General features: G+C 48.6%; 11 protein-coding genes. 9 read left to right on the top strand and 2 right to left on the bottom strand.

Annotated features, from left to right (window positions below):
- The first annotated feature begins 76 nt into the window (after positions 1-76).
- From guaB to DW800_RS08715, 8 genes are all read left to right on the top strand, one after another.
- The gene (gene guaB / locus DW800_RS08750; RefSeq protein WP_005829561.1) at positions 77-1,552 is read left to right on the top strand and encodes an IMP dehydrogenase; all 1,476 of its coding nucleotides are present in this window, start codon (positions 77-79) and stop codon (positions 1,550-1,552) included.
- Between the two features lie 89 nt (positions 1,553-1,641).
- Positions 1,642-3,204, top strand: coding sequence for a peptidylprolyl isomerase (locus tag DW800_RS08745; protein WP_034522839.1), 1,563 nt, complete (start codon positions 1,642-1,644; stop codon positions 3,202-3,204).
- Positions 3,205-3,261: 57 nt separating this feature from the next.
- Positions 3,262-4,110: a peptidylprolyl isomerase gene (locus DW800_RS08740; protein WP_117703912.1), complete on the top strand. Its 849-nt coding sequence runs from the start codon at positions 3,262-3,264 to the stop codon at positions 4,108-4,110.
- A gap of 10 nt (positions 4,111-4,120) precedes the next feature.
- Complete coding sequence (locus DW800_RS08735) at positions 4,121-5,488, top strand: peptidylprolyl isomerase (protein WP_005829568.1); 1,368 nt, start codon at positions 4,121-4,123, stop codon at positions 5,486-5,488.
- 25 nt (positions 5,489-5,513) lie between these two features.
- A complete protein-coding gene (locus tag DW800_RS08730; RefSeq protein ID WP_005829570.1) occupies positions 5,514-7,235 on the top strand; it encodes an OstA-like protein in 1,722 nt (573 codons plus the stop codon).
- A gap of 4 nt (positions 7,236-7,239) precedes the next feature.
- Positions 7,240-7,530 (top strand): hypothetical protein, encoded by a 291-nt coding sequence (locus DW800_RS08725; RefSeq protein WP_005829571.1) that lies wholly within the window; start codon positions 7,240-7,242, stop codon positions 7,528-7,530.
- Between the two features lie 39 nt (positions 7,531-7,569).
- Positions 7,570-9,486 (top strand): DNA mismatch repair endonuclease MutL, encoded by a 1,917-nt coding sequence (mutL, locus tag DW800_RS08720; RefSeq protein WP_005829573.1) that lies wholly within the window; start codon positions 7,570-7,572, stop codon positions 9,484-9,486.
- Between the two features lie 129 nt (positions 9,487-9,615).
- Positions 9,616-10,809, top strand: a complete 1,194-nt coding sequence (locus DW800_RS08715) for an OmpA family protein (RefSeq protein WP_009037822.1) — start codon at positions 9,616-9,618, stop codon at positions 10,807-10,809.
- Positions 10,810-10,965: 156 nt separating this feature from the next.
- Here the strand turns inward: DW800_RS08715 and trpS are convergent, their stop codons facing one another.
- Positions 10,966-12,060 carry a tryptophan--tRNA ligase gene (gene trpS / locus DW800_RS08710; protein WP_005829577.1) on the bottom strand — a complete coding sequence of 365 codons (1,095 nt, stop codon included), beginning with the start codon at positions 12,058-12,060 and terminating at the stop codon, positions 10,966-10,968.
- Between the two features lie 74 nt (positions 12,061-12,134).
- On the bottom strand, positions 12,135-12,779 hold the full coding sequence (locus DW800_RS08705; RefSeq protein ID WP_005833449.1) for an HU family DNA-binding protein: 645 nt from the start codon (positions 12,777-12,779) through the stop codon (positions 12,135-12,137).
- A gap of 641 nt (positions 12,780-13,420) precedes the next feature.
- Here DW800_RS08705 and carB point away from each other — a divergent pair.
- Positions 13,421-16,648: a carbamoyl-phosphate synthase (glutamine-hydrolyzing) large subunit gene (gene carB / locus DW800_RS08690; protein WP_005833447.1), complete on the top strand. Its 3,228-nt coding sequence runs from the start codon at positions 13,421-13,423 to the stop codon at positions 16,646-16,648.
- Positions 16,649-16,774: the final 126 nt, after the last annotated feature.

Raw genomic sequence — 16,774 nt, 5'->3', positions numbered from 1 at the left:
AAATGTTGCGTGCAAGTATACGGAATGGAATAAAAACCGTATATTTGCACGCAATAAATTTTAAACGCATAGCCCTATGTCATTTATTGCTGATAAGATTGTAATGGATGGATTAACTTATGACGACGTACTGTTAATCCCCGCTTATTCTGAAGTCTTGCCCAAAACAGTCGAACTCTCGACTAAGTTTTCACGAAACATTGAGTTAAAAATCCCGTTTGTAACTGCTGCCATGGATACGGTTACCGAAGCGAAGATGGCTATTGCCATTGCCCGCGAAGGTGGTATCGGAGTTATTCATAAGAATATGTCCATTGAGGAGCAGGCACGTCAGGTAGCTATTGTGAAGCGTGCCGAAAACGGTATGATTTATGACCCGGTGACTATCAAGAGAGGTTCTACGGTAGCTGATGCGCTGGCTTTGATGGCTGAATACAAGATTGGTGGTATTCCGGTGGTAGATGATGAAAGATATTTGGTAGGCATTGTTACCAATCGTGACCTTCGTTTTGAGAAAGATATGAATAAGCGTATCGATGAGGTAATGACTAAGGAGAACATCATTACTACCAATCCTACGACGGATATGGAGGCTGTTTCTCAAATTCTGCAAGAACATAGAATCGAGAAGTTGCCGGTAGTAGATAAAGACAACAAATTGGTAGGTCTGATTACCTATAAGGATATTACCAAGGCAAAGGATAAACCTATGGCGTGCAAGGATAGCAAAGGTCGTCTGCGCGTTGCTGCCGGAGTGGGAGTGACGAATGACACTTTGGAGCGCATGCGGGCTTTGGTGGATGCAGGGGCGGATGCCATTGTCATTGATACGGCTCACGGACATTCCAAGGGGGTTATTGAAAAATTGAAAGAAGCCAAGGCTAACTTCCCTCATATTGATATTGTTGTTGGTAATATTGCTACCGGTGAAGCTGCGAAGGCATTGGTCGAGGCTGGTGCTGATGGAGTAAAGGTGGGCATCGGTCCGGGTTCCATCTGCACTACCCGTGTAGTTGCCGGTGTGGGTGTTCCTCAGTTGTCTGCGGTTTATGATGTGGCAAAGGCACTGAAGGGCACGGGTATTCCTTTGATTGCCGATGGCGGTTTGCGTTACTCGGGCGATGTAGTGAAGGCGTTGGCTGCCGGTGGTTACAGCGTGATGATCGGTTCGCTGGTTGCCGGAACGGAAGAGTCTCCGGGCGATACGATTATTTTCAACGGTCGTAAGTTCAAGTCCTATCGGGGTATGGGCTCGCTGGAAGCTATGGAAAATGGCTCTAAGGACCGCTACTTCCAAAGCGGTACCAGTGATGTGAAGAAATTGGTTCCGGAGGGCATTGCTGCTCGCGTTCCTTATAAAGGTACTTTGTATGAAGTGATTTATCAGTTGGTTGGCGGTCTGCGTGCCGGTATGGGATATTGCGGTGCAGCCAATATAGAGAAACTGCACGATGCCAAGTTTACCCGCATTACTAATGCAGGTGTACTGGAAAGTCATCCGCACGATGTGTCTATAACCAGTGAGGCACCGAACTATAGCCGTCCTGAGTAAGATAATAACAAAATAATAGTGAATGCCCGGAGAGAGATTGCCGCTTTCCGGGCATTTTGTTTATATTTGCAGCCGTATAAAAAGAACGGATGGTGCTTATGGTTAGATTGTTTTGGGTGTTTTTCTTCCTCGGGTTCGGATTGGCTGTTTCGGCCCAGGACGATCCGGTACTGATGCGTATCAATGGAAAGGAGGTCCTCCGTTCTGAATTCGAACGTAGCTATAATAAGGGCGGTACCTCTGTCGGTGCAGGCCGGAAGGCATTGGATGCATATGTGAATAAGTTTATAGACTTCAGGCTGAAAATAGAGGCTGCCGAAGTTGTGGGATTGGATACTTCCCGTGTCTTCCAGAAGGAGCAGGATGAGTATCGCCGCTGTCTGATTAAATCATACTTGACAGATGAGGAGACGGCAGAGCAGGAGGCACGGCAGTATTATGACAAGATGAAATCCGGCCGGCGTGCGGGCCGGGTATATGTGAAGCATATTTTTAAATATCTCCCCCAGAATATTTCCGGTCATACCTTGCGTGAGATGGAGTCTAGGATGGATTCTATCTACAGGGCTCTTGCAAAGGAAGGGGGAGCTGTGCCGTCTTTTGATGCTTGCGTCGAGCAATTTTCCGATGAGAAGAAAGCGTTTTGGGTGGGTTGGCTGCAGATGCCGGTGGAGTTTGAGGATATTGTATTCGGGTTGAATGCCGGAGAGATTTCCCGTCCGTTCCTCACTCCTCAAGGCATTCATATCGTGAAAGTACTCGAACAGCAGGAAATCCTTCCTTTTGAGAGGATGAAGGACAAGATAATCCGTTGTCAAACCCGTCGTCATGGAATGGATAAAGGAACGCGGGCTTTTGTGGATAAACTGAAGAAAGAATATCACTATATGCCGGATAAAGCCGGTATCGACGAACTGCTGGCCAAAGGAAGCACTTCCCGTGTATTGTTTACACTGGATGGCAAGGCATACGGTGGAAAAGAGTTTGCCGGATTTGCCGCTGTTTATCCGGCAGGGACGCGCAGACAGTTGGAGGCTTTTACAGTAAAAACGATTCTGGACTATGAAAACTCCCGTCTGGAATTGAAGCATCCCGAATTCTGTGCGTTGGTGCAGGGGCATCGTGACAGCATGTTGCTTGCCGAAATCACTGACCGTGAAGTGGGAAAGAGGAGTGTGGTGGATGAAGCGGGATTGAAAGCATATTTTGAGGCGCACCGTTCGGACTTCCATTGGGACGAACCGCGTTATAAGGGTATTGTGCTGCATTGTACTACCAAGCGGGTGGCGAAGCAAGTACGGAAATTTCTGAAACAGATTCCGGAAGAGGAGTGGATGGATGCCATCCGTCTCACTTTCAATGCCGGCGATACTCCCAAGGTGCGGGCAGAGCAAGGATTATTTGCTCCCGGTGATAATGCATATGTGGATGAATTGGTGTTCAAAGGGAAGAATGCAACCCCGGTTTTGTCATTTCCCTTTACTGCTGTACAAGGTCGCAAGCAGAAGGGACCAGATAGTTGGCAAGAGGTGCGAGAGCCGCTCGTAACCGCTTATCGGAACTATTTGGAAACGCATTGGGTGGCAAAGTTGCGTACTGCCGGTAAGGTTGAAATTGACCAAGAGGTTTTAAAAACCGTTAATAATCACTGATGCAACCGATTAAAACACTATCTTCGTACCTCAAAACGAAGTAAATATCAGTTGGTGATGCGAACAACCTGCTTTGGGCTTTTAATTTTCCTTCTCTGTGCGGCGTGCAGCGAGCAGCACGACCATAAAGGGCGGACACCGTTAGTGGAGTTGGACGGCAATTTCCTTTACCGGGAAGATTTGCAATCGGTACTTCCTGCCGGTTTGTCCAAAGACGACAGTCTGTTGTTTGCAGAACATTATATCCGTAATTGGGTGGAAGATATTTTGCTGTACGATAAAGCGCAGAGCAATATTCCCAATAACGGTGAGATTGATAAACTTGTGGAGAATTATCGCAAAGCATTGATAATGCATACCTATCAGCAGGCTTTAATACATCAGCGGCTATCAGAGGAGATTTCAGAACAAGACTTGACGGAGTATTACGAGAAGAACCAGGCGCTCTTCAAGGTGGAACGTCCGTTGATGAAAGGCTTGTTCATCAAAGTTCCTTTGACAGCCCCGCAGCTGGGCAATGTTCGTCGCTGGTACAAGACGGAAACCCGTGAGGCGGTGGAACATCTGGAAAAGTACAGTCTGCAGAATGCTGTGAAGTATGAGTATTTTTATGATAAATGGGTGCCGGTATCGGAAGTGCTGGATATGCTGCCCTTGAAGGTTCCTAATGTGGACGAGTATCTGGACAAGAATCGCCATGTAGAGCTGAAGGATACGGCTTTCCATTATTTCCTGAATGTGAGCGATTATCGCCCGGTGGGAGAGCAGGAACCCTATGAGTTTGCCCGTAGGCAAGTGAAGGATATGCTGCTGAACGTGAAGCAGGTGGAATTCATGAAGCAAGTGAAGGATGATTTGTACCAACGGGCGGTGAAAAGAGACAAGATTAAATATTATTTAGAATAAGACACCAAGAATGAAACAGTGTATGAACTTTAAGTTTGTAATTTTATTTGCCTTGACGCTATTAGTCGGTTCTACCGTTTATGGACAAGACAACGTAATTGACGAGGTAGTGTGGGTAGTAGGTGACGAGGCTATACTGAAGTCCGAAGTGGAAGAAGCACGCATGAGTGCATTGTATGAAGGACGCAAATTTGACCGTGACCCTTATTGCGTGATACCGGAGGAGATAGCCGTGCAGAAGCTGTATCTTCACCAGGCTGCCCTCGACAGTATCGAAGTATCCGAGAGTGAGGTTATCCAGCGTGTGGACTATATGACGAACATGTATATCGCCAACATCGGTTCGCGTGAGAAAATGGAGGAATACTTCAATAAGACTTCCAGCCAGATTCGTGAAACGCTGCGCGAGAATGCCCGTGAAGGATTGAAAGTTCAGAAGATGCAGCAGAAACTGGTGGGTGAGATTAAGATAACTCCGGCTGAGGTGCGCCGTTACTTCAAGGATTTGCCGCAGGACAGCATTCCTTATATCCCTACCCAGGTGGAGGTGCAGATTATCACTCAGCAGCCCAAGGTTCCTTTGGAGGAAATAGAAGATGTAAAGAGGCGTCTGCGTGAGTATACCGACCGTGTCAATAAGGGCGAAAGCTTTTCCATGTTGGCTCGTCTGTACTCCGAGGACCGTGGCTCGGCCATGCGTGGCGGTGAAATAGAGTTTTCGGGACGCGGTATGCTGGACCCCGCTTATGCCAATGTAGCTTTCAACTTGCAAGACCCCAGCAAGGTTTCCAAGATTGTAGAGTCTGAATATGGTTTCCATATCATTCAGTTGATAGAGAAGCGCGGTGACCGTATTAAAACACGCCACATTCTGTTGAAACCGCATATTCCGGAAGAAGCTCTGGCTGCCGGTTGTGCCCGTTTGGATTCTATTGCCGATGATATCCGCAATAACAAGTTCTCTTTTGAAGAGGCTGCCTCAGTGCTTTCGCAGGATAAGGATACGCGTAACAATCATGGTTTGTTGCCGAATCCCAATACGAACACTTCCCGTTTTGAGATGCAGGAACTTCCCCCTGAAATAGCCAAGGTGGTGGATAAGATGAAAGTGGGCGAAATCTCCGAAGCCTTCACCATGATTCCGCAAAAGACCGGAAAAGAAGAGTGTGTGATTGTGAAACTGAAGAGCCGTACGACGGGACACAAGGCTACCATTGCCGATGACTATCAGAACTTGAAAGAGATTGTGTTGGAGAAACGCCGCGACGAAGTGCTGGACAAGTGGATTCGTGAGAAGCAGAAGCACACGTATGTCCGTATCAAGGATAATTGGAAGAATAACTGTACGTTCAAGTATCCGGGCTGGATCAAAGAATAATCCGGAAGGATTTACATGGATTTGTATGCAAAAGAAGAATACAAAAAATCATTTCCTGAACAAGCATAGATACCTCCTGGTAGGCATTCTATGCTTGTTTGGCATCTGTCTGCTGAGTGCGCAGGACAAAAAGAAGAGTACTGGTGCACCGGAGAAGAGGAAAGTGGACTCGATTGAACAGAAAAAGACGGAGACGTCGGAAAAGAAGAAGACGCGCGTCGATTTGTTGTACGCAGATGAGGCGCAGGCGGACAAACAGTTGCGTCCTGATGTGCAGGTACTCATCGGTTCGGTGAGGATGAAGCATGACAGTATGTACATGTTCTGTGATAGTGCGCTGATATTCGAAAAGATAAATTCTGTGGAGGCATTCGGCAATGTGCGTATGGAGCAGGGCGACACCTTGTTTATCTATGGAGACTATCTGTATTATGACGGCATGTCGCAGCTGGCCATGCTGCGTGAGAATGTACGTATGATAAATCGTAATACGGTGCTGACAACCGACAGTTTGAACTATGACCGTCTGTACGATTTGGGTTATTACTTCGAAGGCGGTACGCTGACCGACGAGGATAATGTGCTGACTTCCGAGTGGGGAGAATATAGCCCTGCCACCAAGTTGGCTGTCTTCAATCACGACGTGAAGCTGGTCAATCCGAAGTTTGTCTTGACTTCGGATACCTTGAAGTATAGTACAGCTACCAAGATTGCTACTATTTTAGGCCCCTCCGACATTGTGAGTGACCAAAATCATATTTATTCCGAACGTGGCGTGTACAATACGACTACTGAGCAGGCAGAACTGCTCGACCGTTCCGTACTGACTAACGAAGGCAAGAAACTGACCGGTGACAGCCTTTTCTACGACCGCATCTTGGGATACGGCGAGGCTTTTGACAATGTACAGATGAATGATACGGTCAACCGGAACATGTTGACTGGCGACTATTGTTTCTACAACGAACTGACCGGAAGCGCCGTTGCCACCAAACGTGCCGTAGCTATCGACTATTCGCAGGGCGACAGTCTGTTTATGCACGGTGATACTTTGCGGCTGATTACCTACCATATGAATACCGATTCCATGTACCGGGAGATGCGTGCCTATCATAAGGTGCGTGCTTATCGCACGGATGTGCAGGCCGTATGCGATTCGTTGGTGTATAATTCCAAGGACTCTTGCATGACGATGTACACCGACCCTATCTTGTGGCACGGGGAACAACAGTTGTTGGGCGAGGAAATTAAAATTTACATGAACGATAGTACCATCGACTGGGCACATATCATCAATCAGGCCCTGACGGTAGAGAAAAAGGACAGTATTCACTATAACCAAGTTTCCGGTAAGGAGATGAAAGCTTTCTTCATAGATGGAGACATGCGTCTGGTGGAGGTAAACGGCAATGTATTGGTGGTGTATTATCCGGTAGAGGAGAAGGACAGTTCGCTGATTATGATGAACTATTCGGAAGGTGGACTTTTGAAAATGTACTTGAAGGAGAGAAGAATGGAGCGCGGAGTCTTTGTTGGAAAGACTACCGGTACAGCCTATCCTTTGGACCAGATTCCACCAGATAAGAGCAGGCTGCCTTCTTTTGTTTGGTTCGACTACATCCGTCCGCTCAACAAGGAGGACATCTTCGAGTGGAGGGCTAAAAAAGCAGGTGAAGTATTGAAGAAAAGTGACCGGAAACCTGTAACTTCGCCAAGGAATATGCATATTAAACGAAATAATAAGTAGCGTCATGGGAATGTTTGCAATGCGGAAGCCTCGTGGCTTCAATCATAGCTATATCTATGTGGATGAGCGGAAAGAGAAGTTGGCGAAGATGGAAGAAAACGCCAAGCGTGACCTGGGTATGCTGCCGGAAAAGGAATTCTCGCCCGAGGATATACGGGGCAAATTCATAGAAGGAACAACTCACTTGAAGCGGCGCAAGGAGAGCGGACGTAAGCCGATGCATTTGGGCATAATCCTTGTTGTCATAGCTGTGCTGATTTATCTGTGGTATGCCATCAGTAACGGAATCATTTAATAATGATTAATCATTAATCTCTAATCATTAAACATTATCATGAGCGATATCATTCATTTGCTGCCCGATTCGGTTGCCAATCAGATTGCTGCCGGAGAGGTGATTCAGCGTCCGGCATCTGTTGTGAAGGAATTGGTGGAAAATGCAATTGATGCCGAAGCAGAGGAAATACATGTGCTGATTACCGATGCGGGCAAGACCTGCATCCAGGTGATTGATGACGGAAAGGGGATGTCCGAAACGGATGCGCGTCTTTCTTTTGAACGCCATGCAACTTCAAAGATACGCGAAGCTGCCGATTTGTTTGCCCTACGCACCATGGGCTTCCGTGGAGAAGCGTTGGCTTCCATTGCTGCGGTAGCTGAAGTGGAGTTGAAAACACGCCCAGCCAGCGAGGAACTGGGGACGCGACTGTTGATTGCCGGCTCTAAAGTCGAGGGCCAGGAAGCCGTTTCCTGCCCTAAGGGAAGCAATTTTTCCATCAAGAACCTATTCTTCAATATTCCTGCCCGGCGTAAATTCCTGAAAGCCAACTCTACGGAGTTGAGCAATATCCTTACGGAATTCGAGCGTATAGCGCTGGTGCATCCTGAGGTAGCCTTCTATCTGTATAGTAATGATACGGAATTGTTCAATCTTCCGGTAATGCCTTTGCGGCAACGCATCATGGCAGTTTTCGGAAAGAAACTGAATCAGCAGTTGCTGTCCGTAGACGTCAATACGACGATGATAAAGATTTCCGGTTTTGTTGCCAAGCCGGAAACCTCGCGCAAGAAAGGAGCGCACCAATACTTTTTTGTGAACGGGCGTTATATGCGTCACCCCTATTTCCACAAAGCGGTGATGGACGCTTATGAGCAGCTGATTCCTGCCGGTGAGCAAATCTCCTACTTTATTTATTTCGAGGTAGACCCTGCCAATATCGATGTGAACATCCATCCGACGAAGACGGAGATTAAGTTCGAGAATGAGCAGGCTATCTGGCAGATTCTGTCGGCTGCGGTCAAGGAATCCTTAGGCAAGTTTAGCGCTATACCTACTATCGATTTTGATACCGAGGACATGCCGGATATTCCTGCATTCGAGCAGGCTCGTCCGATAGAGCCTCCGAAGGTACACTATAACACGGATTTCAATCCCTTCAAGACGTCTTCCGCTTCTTCCTATGGAGGCGGTGGCAATTATTCGCGCCCCAAAGTGGAGTGGGAGGGGCTTTATTCCGGTTTGGAAAAAGCCAGCAGGATGAACGAGCCGATGGAGGAAGAGCCTTTTGTAGAGGATACGGTTACCGGTACGGCTCCAAGAGAGGAGGAGAGGGTTCCTTATTTCCAGGAAACGGTTCCTTCCGGAGCAAGCGCCTCTTTCTATGGCAATGAGGCAACGGTAGAGAAAGGAGCGCAACACTTCCAGTTCAAGGGGCGTTTTATTCTGACTTCCGTTAAATCGGGTCTGATGCTGATAGACCAGCACCGGGCGCATGTCCGGGTATTGTTCGACCGCTATATGAGCCAGATTCGACAGAAACAAGGCGTATCCCAGGGGGTATTGTTTCCGGAGATTATCCAGTTGCCGGCTTCGGAAGCTGCCGTACTGGAAAGTATATTGGAAGATTTGTCGGCAGTAGGCTTCGATTTGAGCCCGCTGGGTGGCGGCAGCTATGCCATCAACGGCATACCTTCGGGCATAGAGGGGTTGAACCCGGTAGAATTGGTCCGGAATATGGTACATACTGCTATGGAAAAAGGGAATGACGTTAAGGAAGAGGTGCAGACAATTCTTGCATCGACCTTGGCACGTGCTGCGGCCATCGTCTATGGACAAGTGCTGAGCAACGAGGAAATGTCCAATCTCGTGGACAATCTGTTTGCATGCCCATCCCCGAATTATACTCCGGACGGAAAGACGGTGCTGGCGACCATTAAAGAAGACGACATAGAAAAGCTTTTCTCCAAATAAGGAAGAGTACTTTCTTTTGCATCAAGGCAAAAAAAGTACAAATATTCAGAACCTTTTAGTTCTGTTGGCGTTAATTAGACAGTTTGAATGATAAAGAGTTTAATTAACCACTTAACTATTTTAAGGTATATGAAAAAGATTCTAATGTTACTGGCTTTAGCTGGTGTGTCTTCTGTTGCCATGGCGCAGCAAAAGACTGAAGTTGTGGAAGAATTTGGTGTTATCCAGGTTCAGGATAAATATCAGGTAATCACTAATCCGTTCTGGAGTAATTGGTTTTTCTCTATAGGCGGTGGTGCCGAAGCAACTTTTGGAGATAATGATAAGGCAGGAAGTTTTGGCAAGCGTATCAGTCCGACGCTGAATTTTGCCATCGGCAAATGGTTCACCCCGGGACTGGGAGTACGTCTGCAATATAGCGGCCTTCAGGCAAGAGGATATACGTATGATGCAGGTGCTGACTACGTGAAAGGCACTCAGATGGATGACGGCTACTACAAACAGCGTTTCGACTATATGAATCTGCACGGAGATGTGATGTTCAATCTGAATGCGCTGTTTGGAGGATACAACCAGCACCGTGTGTATGAAATCATTCCTTATGTAGGTGCTGGCTTCACTCACAACTACACAAAGCCTCACCGCGAAGCTCTGTCTGTAAACGCGGGTATCATCAATCGCTTCCGTATTTCCAATGCGATAGATATTAACCTGGAGCTGAGCGCAATGGGCGTTGAAGATAAGTTCGATGGCGAAGTTGGCGGCGATCATGGATATGATGGCGTGCTGAGTGCAACGGTAGGGTTGACATACCGTTTCCCCGCCCGTGGATTCCGTCGCCCGATGCCTCAGTTGATTTCTCAGGTAGAGCTGGCTGCCATGCAGGCACAGCTTGCAGAGATGGGAGCTGCCAACCAGCAGCTGCAGAATGCATTGGTGGCTGCACAGAACCAGCCGGTGGCCGAAGTTACGGAAACCGAAGTGATTGTTCCCGATCCGGATATAGCACCGCGTACCGTATTCTTCAATATCGGTTCTGCCGAAGTCTCTCCACGTGAAGCAATGAACTTGTCTTATCTGGCAGACCAGATGAAACAGTTCCCGAACGCCACTTACACTGTAAACGGATATGCAGACTCTGCAACCGGTACGCCGGCATTCAACAAAGAGTTGAGTTTGAAGCGTGCACAAGCCGTGGTCGATGTATTGGTAAAACAATACGGAATTCCTGCTGACCGCCTGAAGGTGGATGCCGGTGGTGGTGTCGATAAGTTCGGACAGCCGATTCTGAACCGTGTGGTATTGGTGAAATCTGCCAATTAGAAAGCTACGAGCTACAAGCTACAAGGAGTTACGAGTTATAGAAATGAGAAGGGGCATGCGTTATTATGACGCATGCCCCTCATTTTTTGTAACCAGTAACTTGTAACAGGTAGCTCCTTGTAACTCGTAACTTCTGTAACTCGTATCTCCTATCCCTTATTCTCCGCCGAATTTCTTTACTTGCTCTGCAATCAGTTCCGCATCATCAAAGTAGTTTATCTTCATAGCCTTGCGTACATCGTCCAAGGTTGCGGCAGCGGTTTCCCTGGCAGTTTCGCAACCTTTCTTCAGCATGTCGTAGATGGCGGGAATGTCTTTTTCAAACTCCTTGCGGCGGTTGCGGATAGGCTCCAGTGTCTCCTGCATAATTTCGTTGAGGAACTTCTTCACTTTCATGTCGCCCAGACCGCCACGTTGGTAGTGGGCTTTCAGTTCGTCCAGATTCGGATATTCGGGCAGATAAAGGCCGAAGTGTTCCGGACGGCAAAAGGCATCCAGGTAAGTGAATACGGTGTTGCCTTCCAATTTTCCGGGGTCTTGCACACGCAGGTGGTCGGGGTCGGTATACATGCTCTTCACCTTCTTCTGCACCTCGTCGGCAGAGTCCGAAAGATAGATACAGTTGCCGAGGCTCTTGCTCATCTTGGCTTTGCCGTCCGTTCCCGGCAGGCGCAGGCAGGCTGCATTGTCGGGCAACAGGATTTCCGGTTCCACGAGGGTTTCACCATATATATAGTTGAAACGGCGTACGATTTCACGAGCTTGTTCAATCATCGGCTCCTGGTCTTCGCCCACGGGCACGGTAGTGGCGCGGAAGGCGGTAATGTCCGCTGCCTGGCTGATGGGGTAGGTGAAGAAACCTACGGGGATGCTTGTCTCGAAATTACGCATCTGGATTTCGGTCTTTACCGTCGGGTTGCGTTGCAGGCGGCTCACGGTCACCAGGTCCATATAGTAGAAGGTCAGTTCGCAGAGTTCCGGTATCTGGGATTGGATGAAGATGGTACTCTTCGTCGGGTCCAGTCCGCAAGCCAGGTAGTCCAGTGCCACCTCGATGACGTTCTGGCGCACCTTTTCCGGATTCTCCATATTGTCCGTCAGCGCTTGTGCGTCGGCGATGAAGATGAAAATCTTGTCGTACAAGCCGGAGTTTTGCAGTTCCACTCTTCTTCTCAATGAGCCTACATAGTGTCCTATGTGCAGGCGTCCTGTGGGGCGGTCGCCCGTAAGGATGATTTTTTCTTTTGCCATATTATGTATTTTTTAGTTTCTTCATTGTGTAAAAGCCATTAGGACCGGCAAAGATACCTATAATTATCGAAACCTCAAGGGATGACGCTTTCTTTCCTTTTCACGTATACCTTATGGCTTCCGATGCCGCTTGTATCGATTCCGCTGCCGGGAGTATGTGCCCATTTGCGCAGTTCCACGGTGGCGGTGGAGCGGACGAGTCCGGTCAGTTGCCGGTAGATGCTGACAGTAAGGAAGGCATGCTTGTCCAGATACTGATGCGCCAGAGCCAGACGTTGTTCGGGAGTGTATTTCTTCGACGAACGTGCGGGTTTCCAGGAGGCACGTTCCAGTTCGCACCAATGGTTGGTTTCTCTAATCAAGGCCTTGTCTGTGCGGAAGTTCACGCCACTTACGTAGATGCTCCGCGCGTTTCGCTTCGTGGTGCTTTCTTGGGGCTGTTCGCGTTCCTTGTCGGGGTAGATGGACAGTGCGGGGGTGAATACGCCCAATCCTTCTATCTTCACCGAGCGTCCCATTCCCATTTCGTGGGCCAGGGCTTCGCCCAGTTCGCAGATAATTCCTTCGGTTACGCCTTTCGAGAATCCCGAGGTCATGGCGATGTATTCCGCCAGTTCGCGCGTGCCGGTCTGTCCGGTCATCACCATCTTGGGGTAGGTGATTGGTTCGCCCGTGCCTTGCAAGTCGGGCATTTCTTTCATTTGGTAGCGTGTGGTCATTGTTGCGTTCTCCTTTCTTTTCTTTCCTTCGTTGCAAAGTCCTTTTCCCTGCGGAGCAAAGTTCTTTTGGTGGCGGAGAAATCTTAGAATAAAGCCTTTATTCCAAGGAATAGAAATTTTATTTTTAAGAATAAAGGCTTTGTTTGTAGAAACAGAATCCTTGTTCTATTTTTGTATAGGTACAAAGGTAAGTTTCCGTGGCGAGAAAAGCAAGTTTTGGTGGGGAGAATCTTCATATTTATCCGCAAATGCCTTTACTGAGATATAGTCTTTCTTTTTTATATGGAATCGCATTTTTCGGAAAAAGATTTCGGTTGTGGGCGACGGCCGCTCTTCTATTATGGAGGATGACGTTTCTTTTATACAAAAAAATATGCCACAATTTGCTCTTTTCGTAAATAAGTCGTTACTTTGCACAAATTTTAAAGAGACTATGCAATCGCAGGAAATGAGAAGCAAATATAACCTCCGTTCGAATGAATTTCATTCGGGAGCCGTCAGTTTCTCTTTTTTCGAGAAAGATATTTTTAGTTCTTTGGTAATGCGTTAATCCTTTATTGGGTGACGCATTTTTTTTGTGAAATAGCTACAACTCGTAGTTCGTAGCTTGTAACTCGTAACTTAATAGACAACAAGAGAATATGGAAAAGAATTTAAAGAAAGTGCTTGTCTTGGGTTCTGGTGCGCTCAAGATTGGTCAGGCCGGAGAGTTTGACTATTCCGGTTCGCAGGCGCTGAAGGCGTTGCGCGAAGAAGGTATCGGTTCTGTTTTGGTAAACCCGAACATTGCTACTATCCAGACATCGGAAGGTATCGCCGATCAAGTTTATTTCTTGCCGGTAACTCCCTATTTTGTGGAAGAAATCATCAAGAAAGAACGTCCCGACGGCATTTTGCTGGCATTCGGCGGACAGACGGCGCTGAACTGCGGTACGGAACTCTACCAGAACGGAATTCTTCAGAAATATGGCGTGCGCGTGCTGGGTACTTCCGTTGAGGCGATTATGTACACCGAAGACCGTGACCTCTTTGTGAAGAAGCTGGACGAGATTCCGATGAAGACTCCGAAGAGCCACGCTGTGGAGAGCATGGAAGACGCACTGAAGGCAGCCCGCGAGATTGGCTACCCCGTGATGGTGCGCTCGGCTTATGCTCTGGGTGGACTGGGAAGCGGTATTTGTCCGGACGAGGAAGCCTTCATTAAATTGGCCGAAAGCTCTTTCACTTTCTCCAAGCAGATTCTGGTAGAAGAGTCTCTGAAGGGTTGGAAGGAAATTGAATTCGAGGTAATCCGCGATGCCAACGACCACTGCTTCACGGTGGCAAGCATGGAAAACTTCGACCCGCTGGGCATCCATACGGGTGAGTCCATCGTAGTGGCTCCCACTTGCTCATTGACCGACGAGCAGGTGAAAATGTTGCAGGAGCTTTCCACCAAATGTATCCGCCACCTGGGCATCGTGGGCGAATGTAACATCCAGTATGCGTTCAACGCCGAGACAAACGACTATCGTGTCATCGAGGTGAACGCCCGTCTGTCCCGTTCTTCCGCATTGGCTTCCAAGGCTACCGGTTATCCGCTGGCATTCGTGGCTGCCAAGATTGCGTTGGGCTATACGCTCGACCAAATCGGCGAGATGGGAACTCCCAACTCGGCATATGCAGCTCCGCAGCTTGACTACCTGATTTGCAAGATTCCGCGTTGGGACTTGACAAAGTTCGTAGGTGTCAGCCGCGAAATTGGCTCCAGCATGAAGTCGGTAGGCGAAATCATGTCTATCGGACGTTCCTTTGAAGAAATTATCCAGAAGGGCTTGCGTATGATTGGTCAGGGAATGCACGGATTCGTGGGCAATGAGGGAGTGGAGTTCGATGACTTGGATTACGAACTGTCACATCCCACCGACCTGCGCGTCTTTGCCATTGCCGAGGCTCTGGAAAAGGGATATGCCATCGACCGCATCTTTGAGCTGACCAAGATTGACCCCTGGTTCTTGGGCAAGCTGAAGAACATCGTAGACTACAAGCAGAAACTTTCCCAATATAATAAGGTGGAAGACATCCCCGCCGACGTGCTGCGCGAAGCCAAAGTGCTTGGCTTCTCCGACTTCCAGATTGCCCGCTTCGTGCTGAATCCGCAAGGCAATATGGAGAAGGAAAACCTTGCCGTACGCGCCCGTCGTAAGGAGCTGGGCATCCTGCCCGCCGTGAAGCGCATCAATACGGTGGCTTCCGAACATCCGGAACTGACGAACTACCTCTACATGACGTATGCCGTTCAAGGTTATGATGTGAACTATTATAAGAATGAAAAATCAGTGGTTGTGCTTGGTTCGGGCGCTTACCGCATCGGTTCGTCTGTAGAGTTCGACTGGTGCTCGGTGAATGCCATCCAGACTGCCCGCAAGCTGGGCTACAAGTCCATCATGATTAACTATAACCCCGAAACCGTTTCTACGGACTACGACATGTGCGACCGTCTCTACTTCGACGAGCTCTCCTTCGAGCGTGTGCTCGACGTTATCGACCTGGAGCAGCCGCGCGGTGTCATCGTGTCCGTGGGTGGACAGATACCGAACAACCTGGCAATGAAGCTTCACCGCCAGTCAGTTCCCGTGTTGGGTACTTCCCCCATCTCCATCGACCGTGCCGAAAACCGTAACAAGTTCTCTGCCATGCTCGACCAGCTGGGCATCGACCAACCGGCTTGGCAGGAACTCACCAGCCTGGAAGATGTGAAAGGCTTTGTAGAGAAGGTGGGCTATCCGGTACTGGTGCGTCCGTCTTACGTACTCTCCGGTGCTGCGATGAATGTATGCTACGATGAAGAAGAACTGGAAAACTTCTTGAAGATGGCTGCTGAGGTATCTAAGGAATATCCGGTGGTGGTATCCCAGTTCTTGCAGAACACCAAGGAAATCGAGTTCGACGCTGTTGCCCAAAACGGTGAAGTGGTGGAATACGCCATCTCCGAGCACGTAGAGTTTGCCGGTGTACACTCCGGTGACGCTACGCTGGTATTCCCGGCACAGAAGATTTACTTTGCAACGGCACGCCGCATCAAGAAAATCAGCCGCCAGATTGCGAAGGAACTCAATATTTCCGGTCCTTTCAATATCCAGTTCCTGGCACGCAACAACGAGGTGAAGGTTATCGAGTGTAACCTCCGTGCATCGCGCAGCTTCCCGTTCGTATCCAAGGTGCTGAAGCGTAACTTCATCGAGACTGCTACCCGTATCATGCTGGACGCTCCCTATACACAACCGGACAAGTCGGCATTCGACATCGACCGTATCGGTGTGAAGGCAAGCCAGTTCTCCTTCTCCCGTCTGCACAAGGCAGACCCGGTATTGGGTGTGGACATGTCGTCTACGGGCGAGGTAGGCTGTATTGGCGACGACTTCTCCGAAGCATTGCTGAATGCCATGATTGCTACCGGATTCAGAATCCCCCGTCCCGAGAAGGGCGTGATGTTCTCCTCCGGAGCCATGAAGTCCAAGGTGGATTTGCTGGATGCCAGCCGCATGCTCTTTGCCAAAGGCTATAAGATTTATGCTACGGCAGGTACAGCCGCTTTCCTCAACGCCCATGGCGTGACGACGGAAGCCGTTTACTGGCCGGATGAACGCCCGGATGCGGAAAACAACGTGATGACGATGATTGCCGACCATGCCTTCGACCTGATTGTCAACATTCCGAAGAACCATACGAAACGCGAGCTGACCAATGGCTACAAGATTCGTCGCGGTGCCATCGACCACAACATTCCGTTGATTACCAATGCCCGCCTGGCAAGTGCCTTTATCGAGGCATTCTGTGAAATGAAGCTGGAAGATATCCAGATTAAGAGCTGGCAGGAGTACAAATAAATTGTTTGCTCTGTAAACGATTGCAGGAGCGGAAAGCCGAAAGGTTTTCCGCTCTTTTGGTATACTGCGTTTATTTCCGTATTTTTGTTCGGGGCTGAGTCTCTGTATGAATCAAAAGAAGAAATA

This window comes from Bacteroides sp. AM32-11AC (genome assembly GCF_003603515.1).
GTDB lineage: Bacteria > Bacteroidota > Bacteroidia > Bacteroidales > Bacteroidaceae > Bacteroides > Bacteroides uniformis.
Note: the sequence above shows the minus strand (reverse complement) of the source record. Positions and strands in the feature narration are given on the sequence as shown.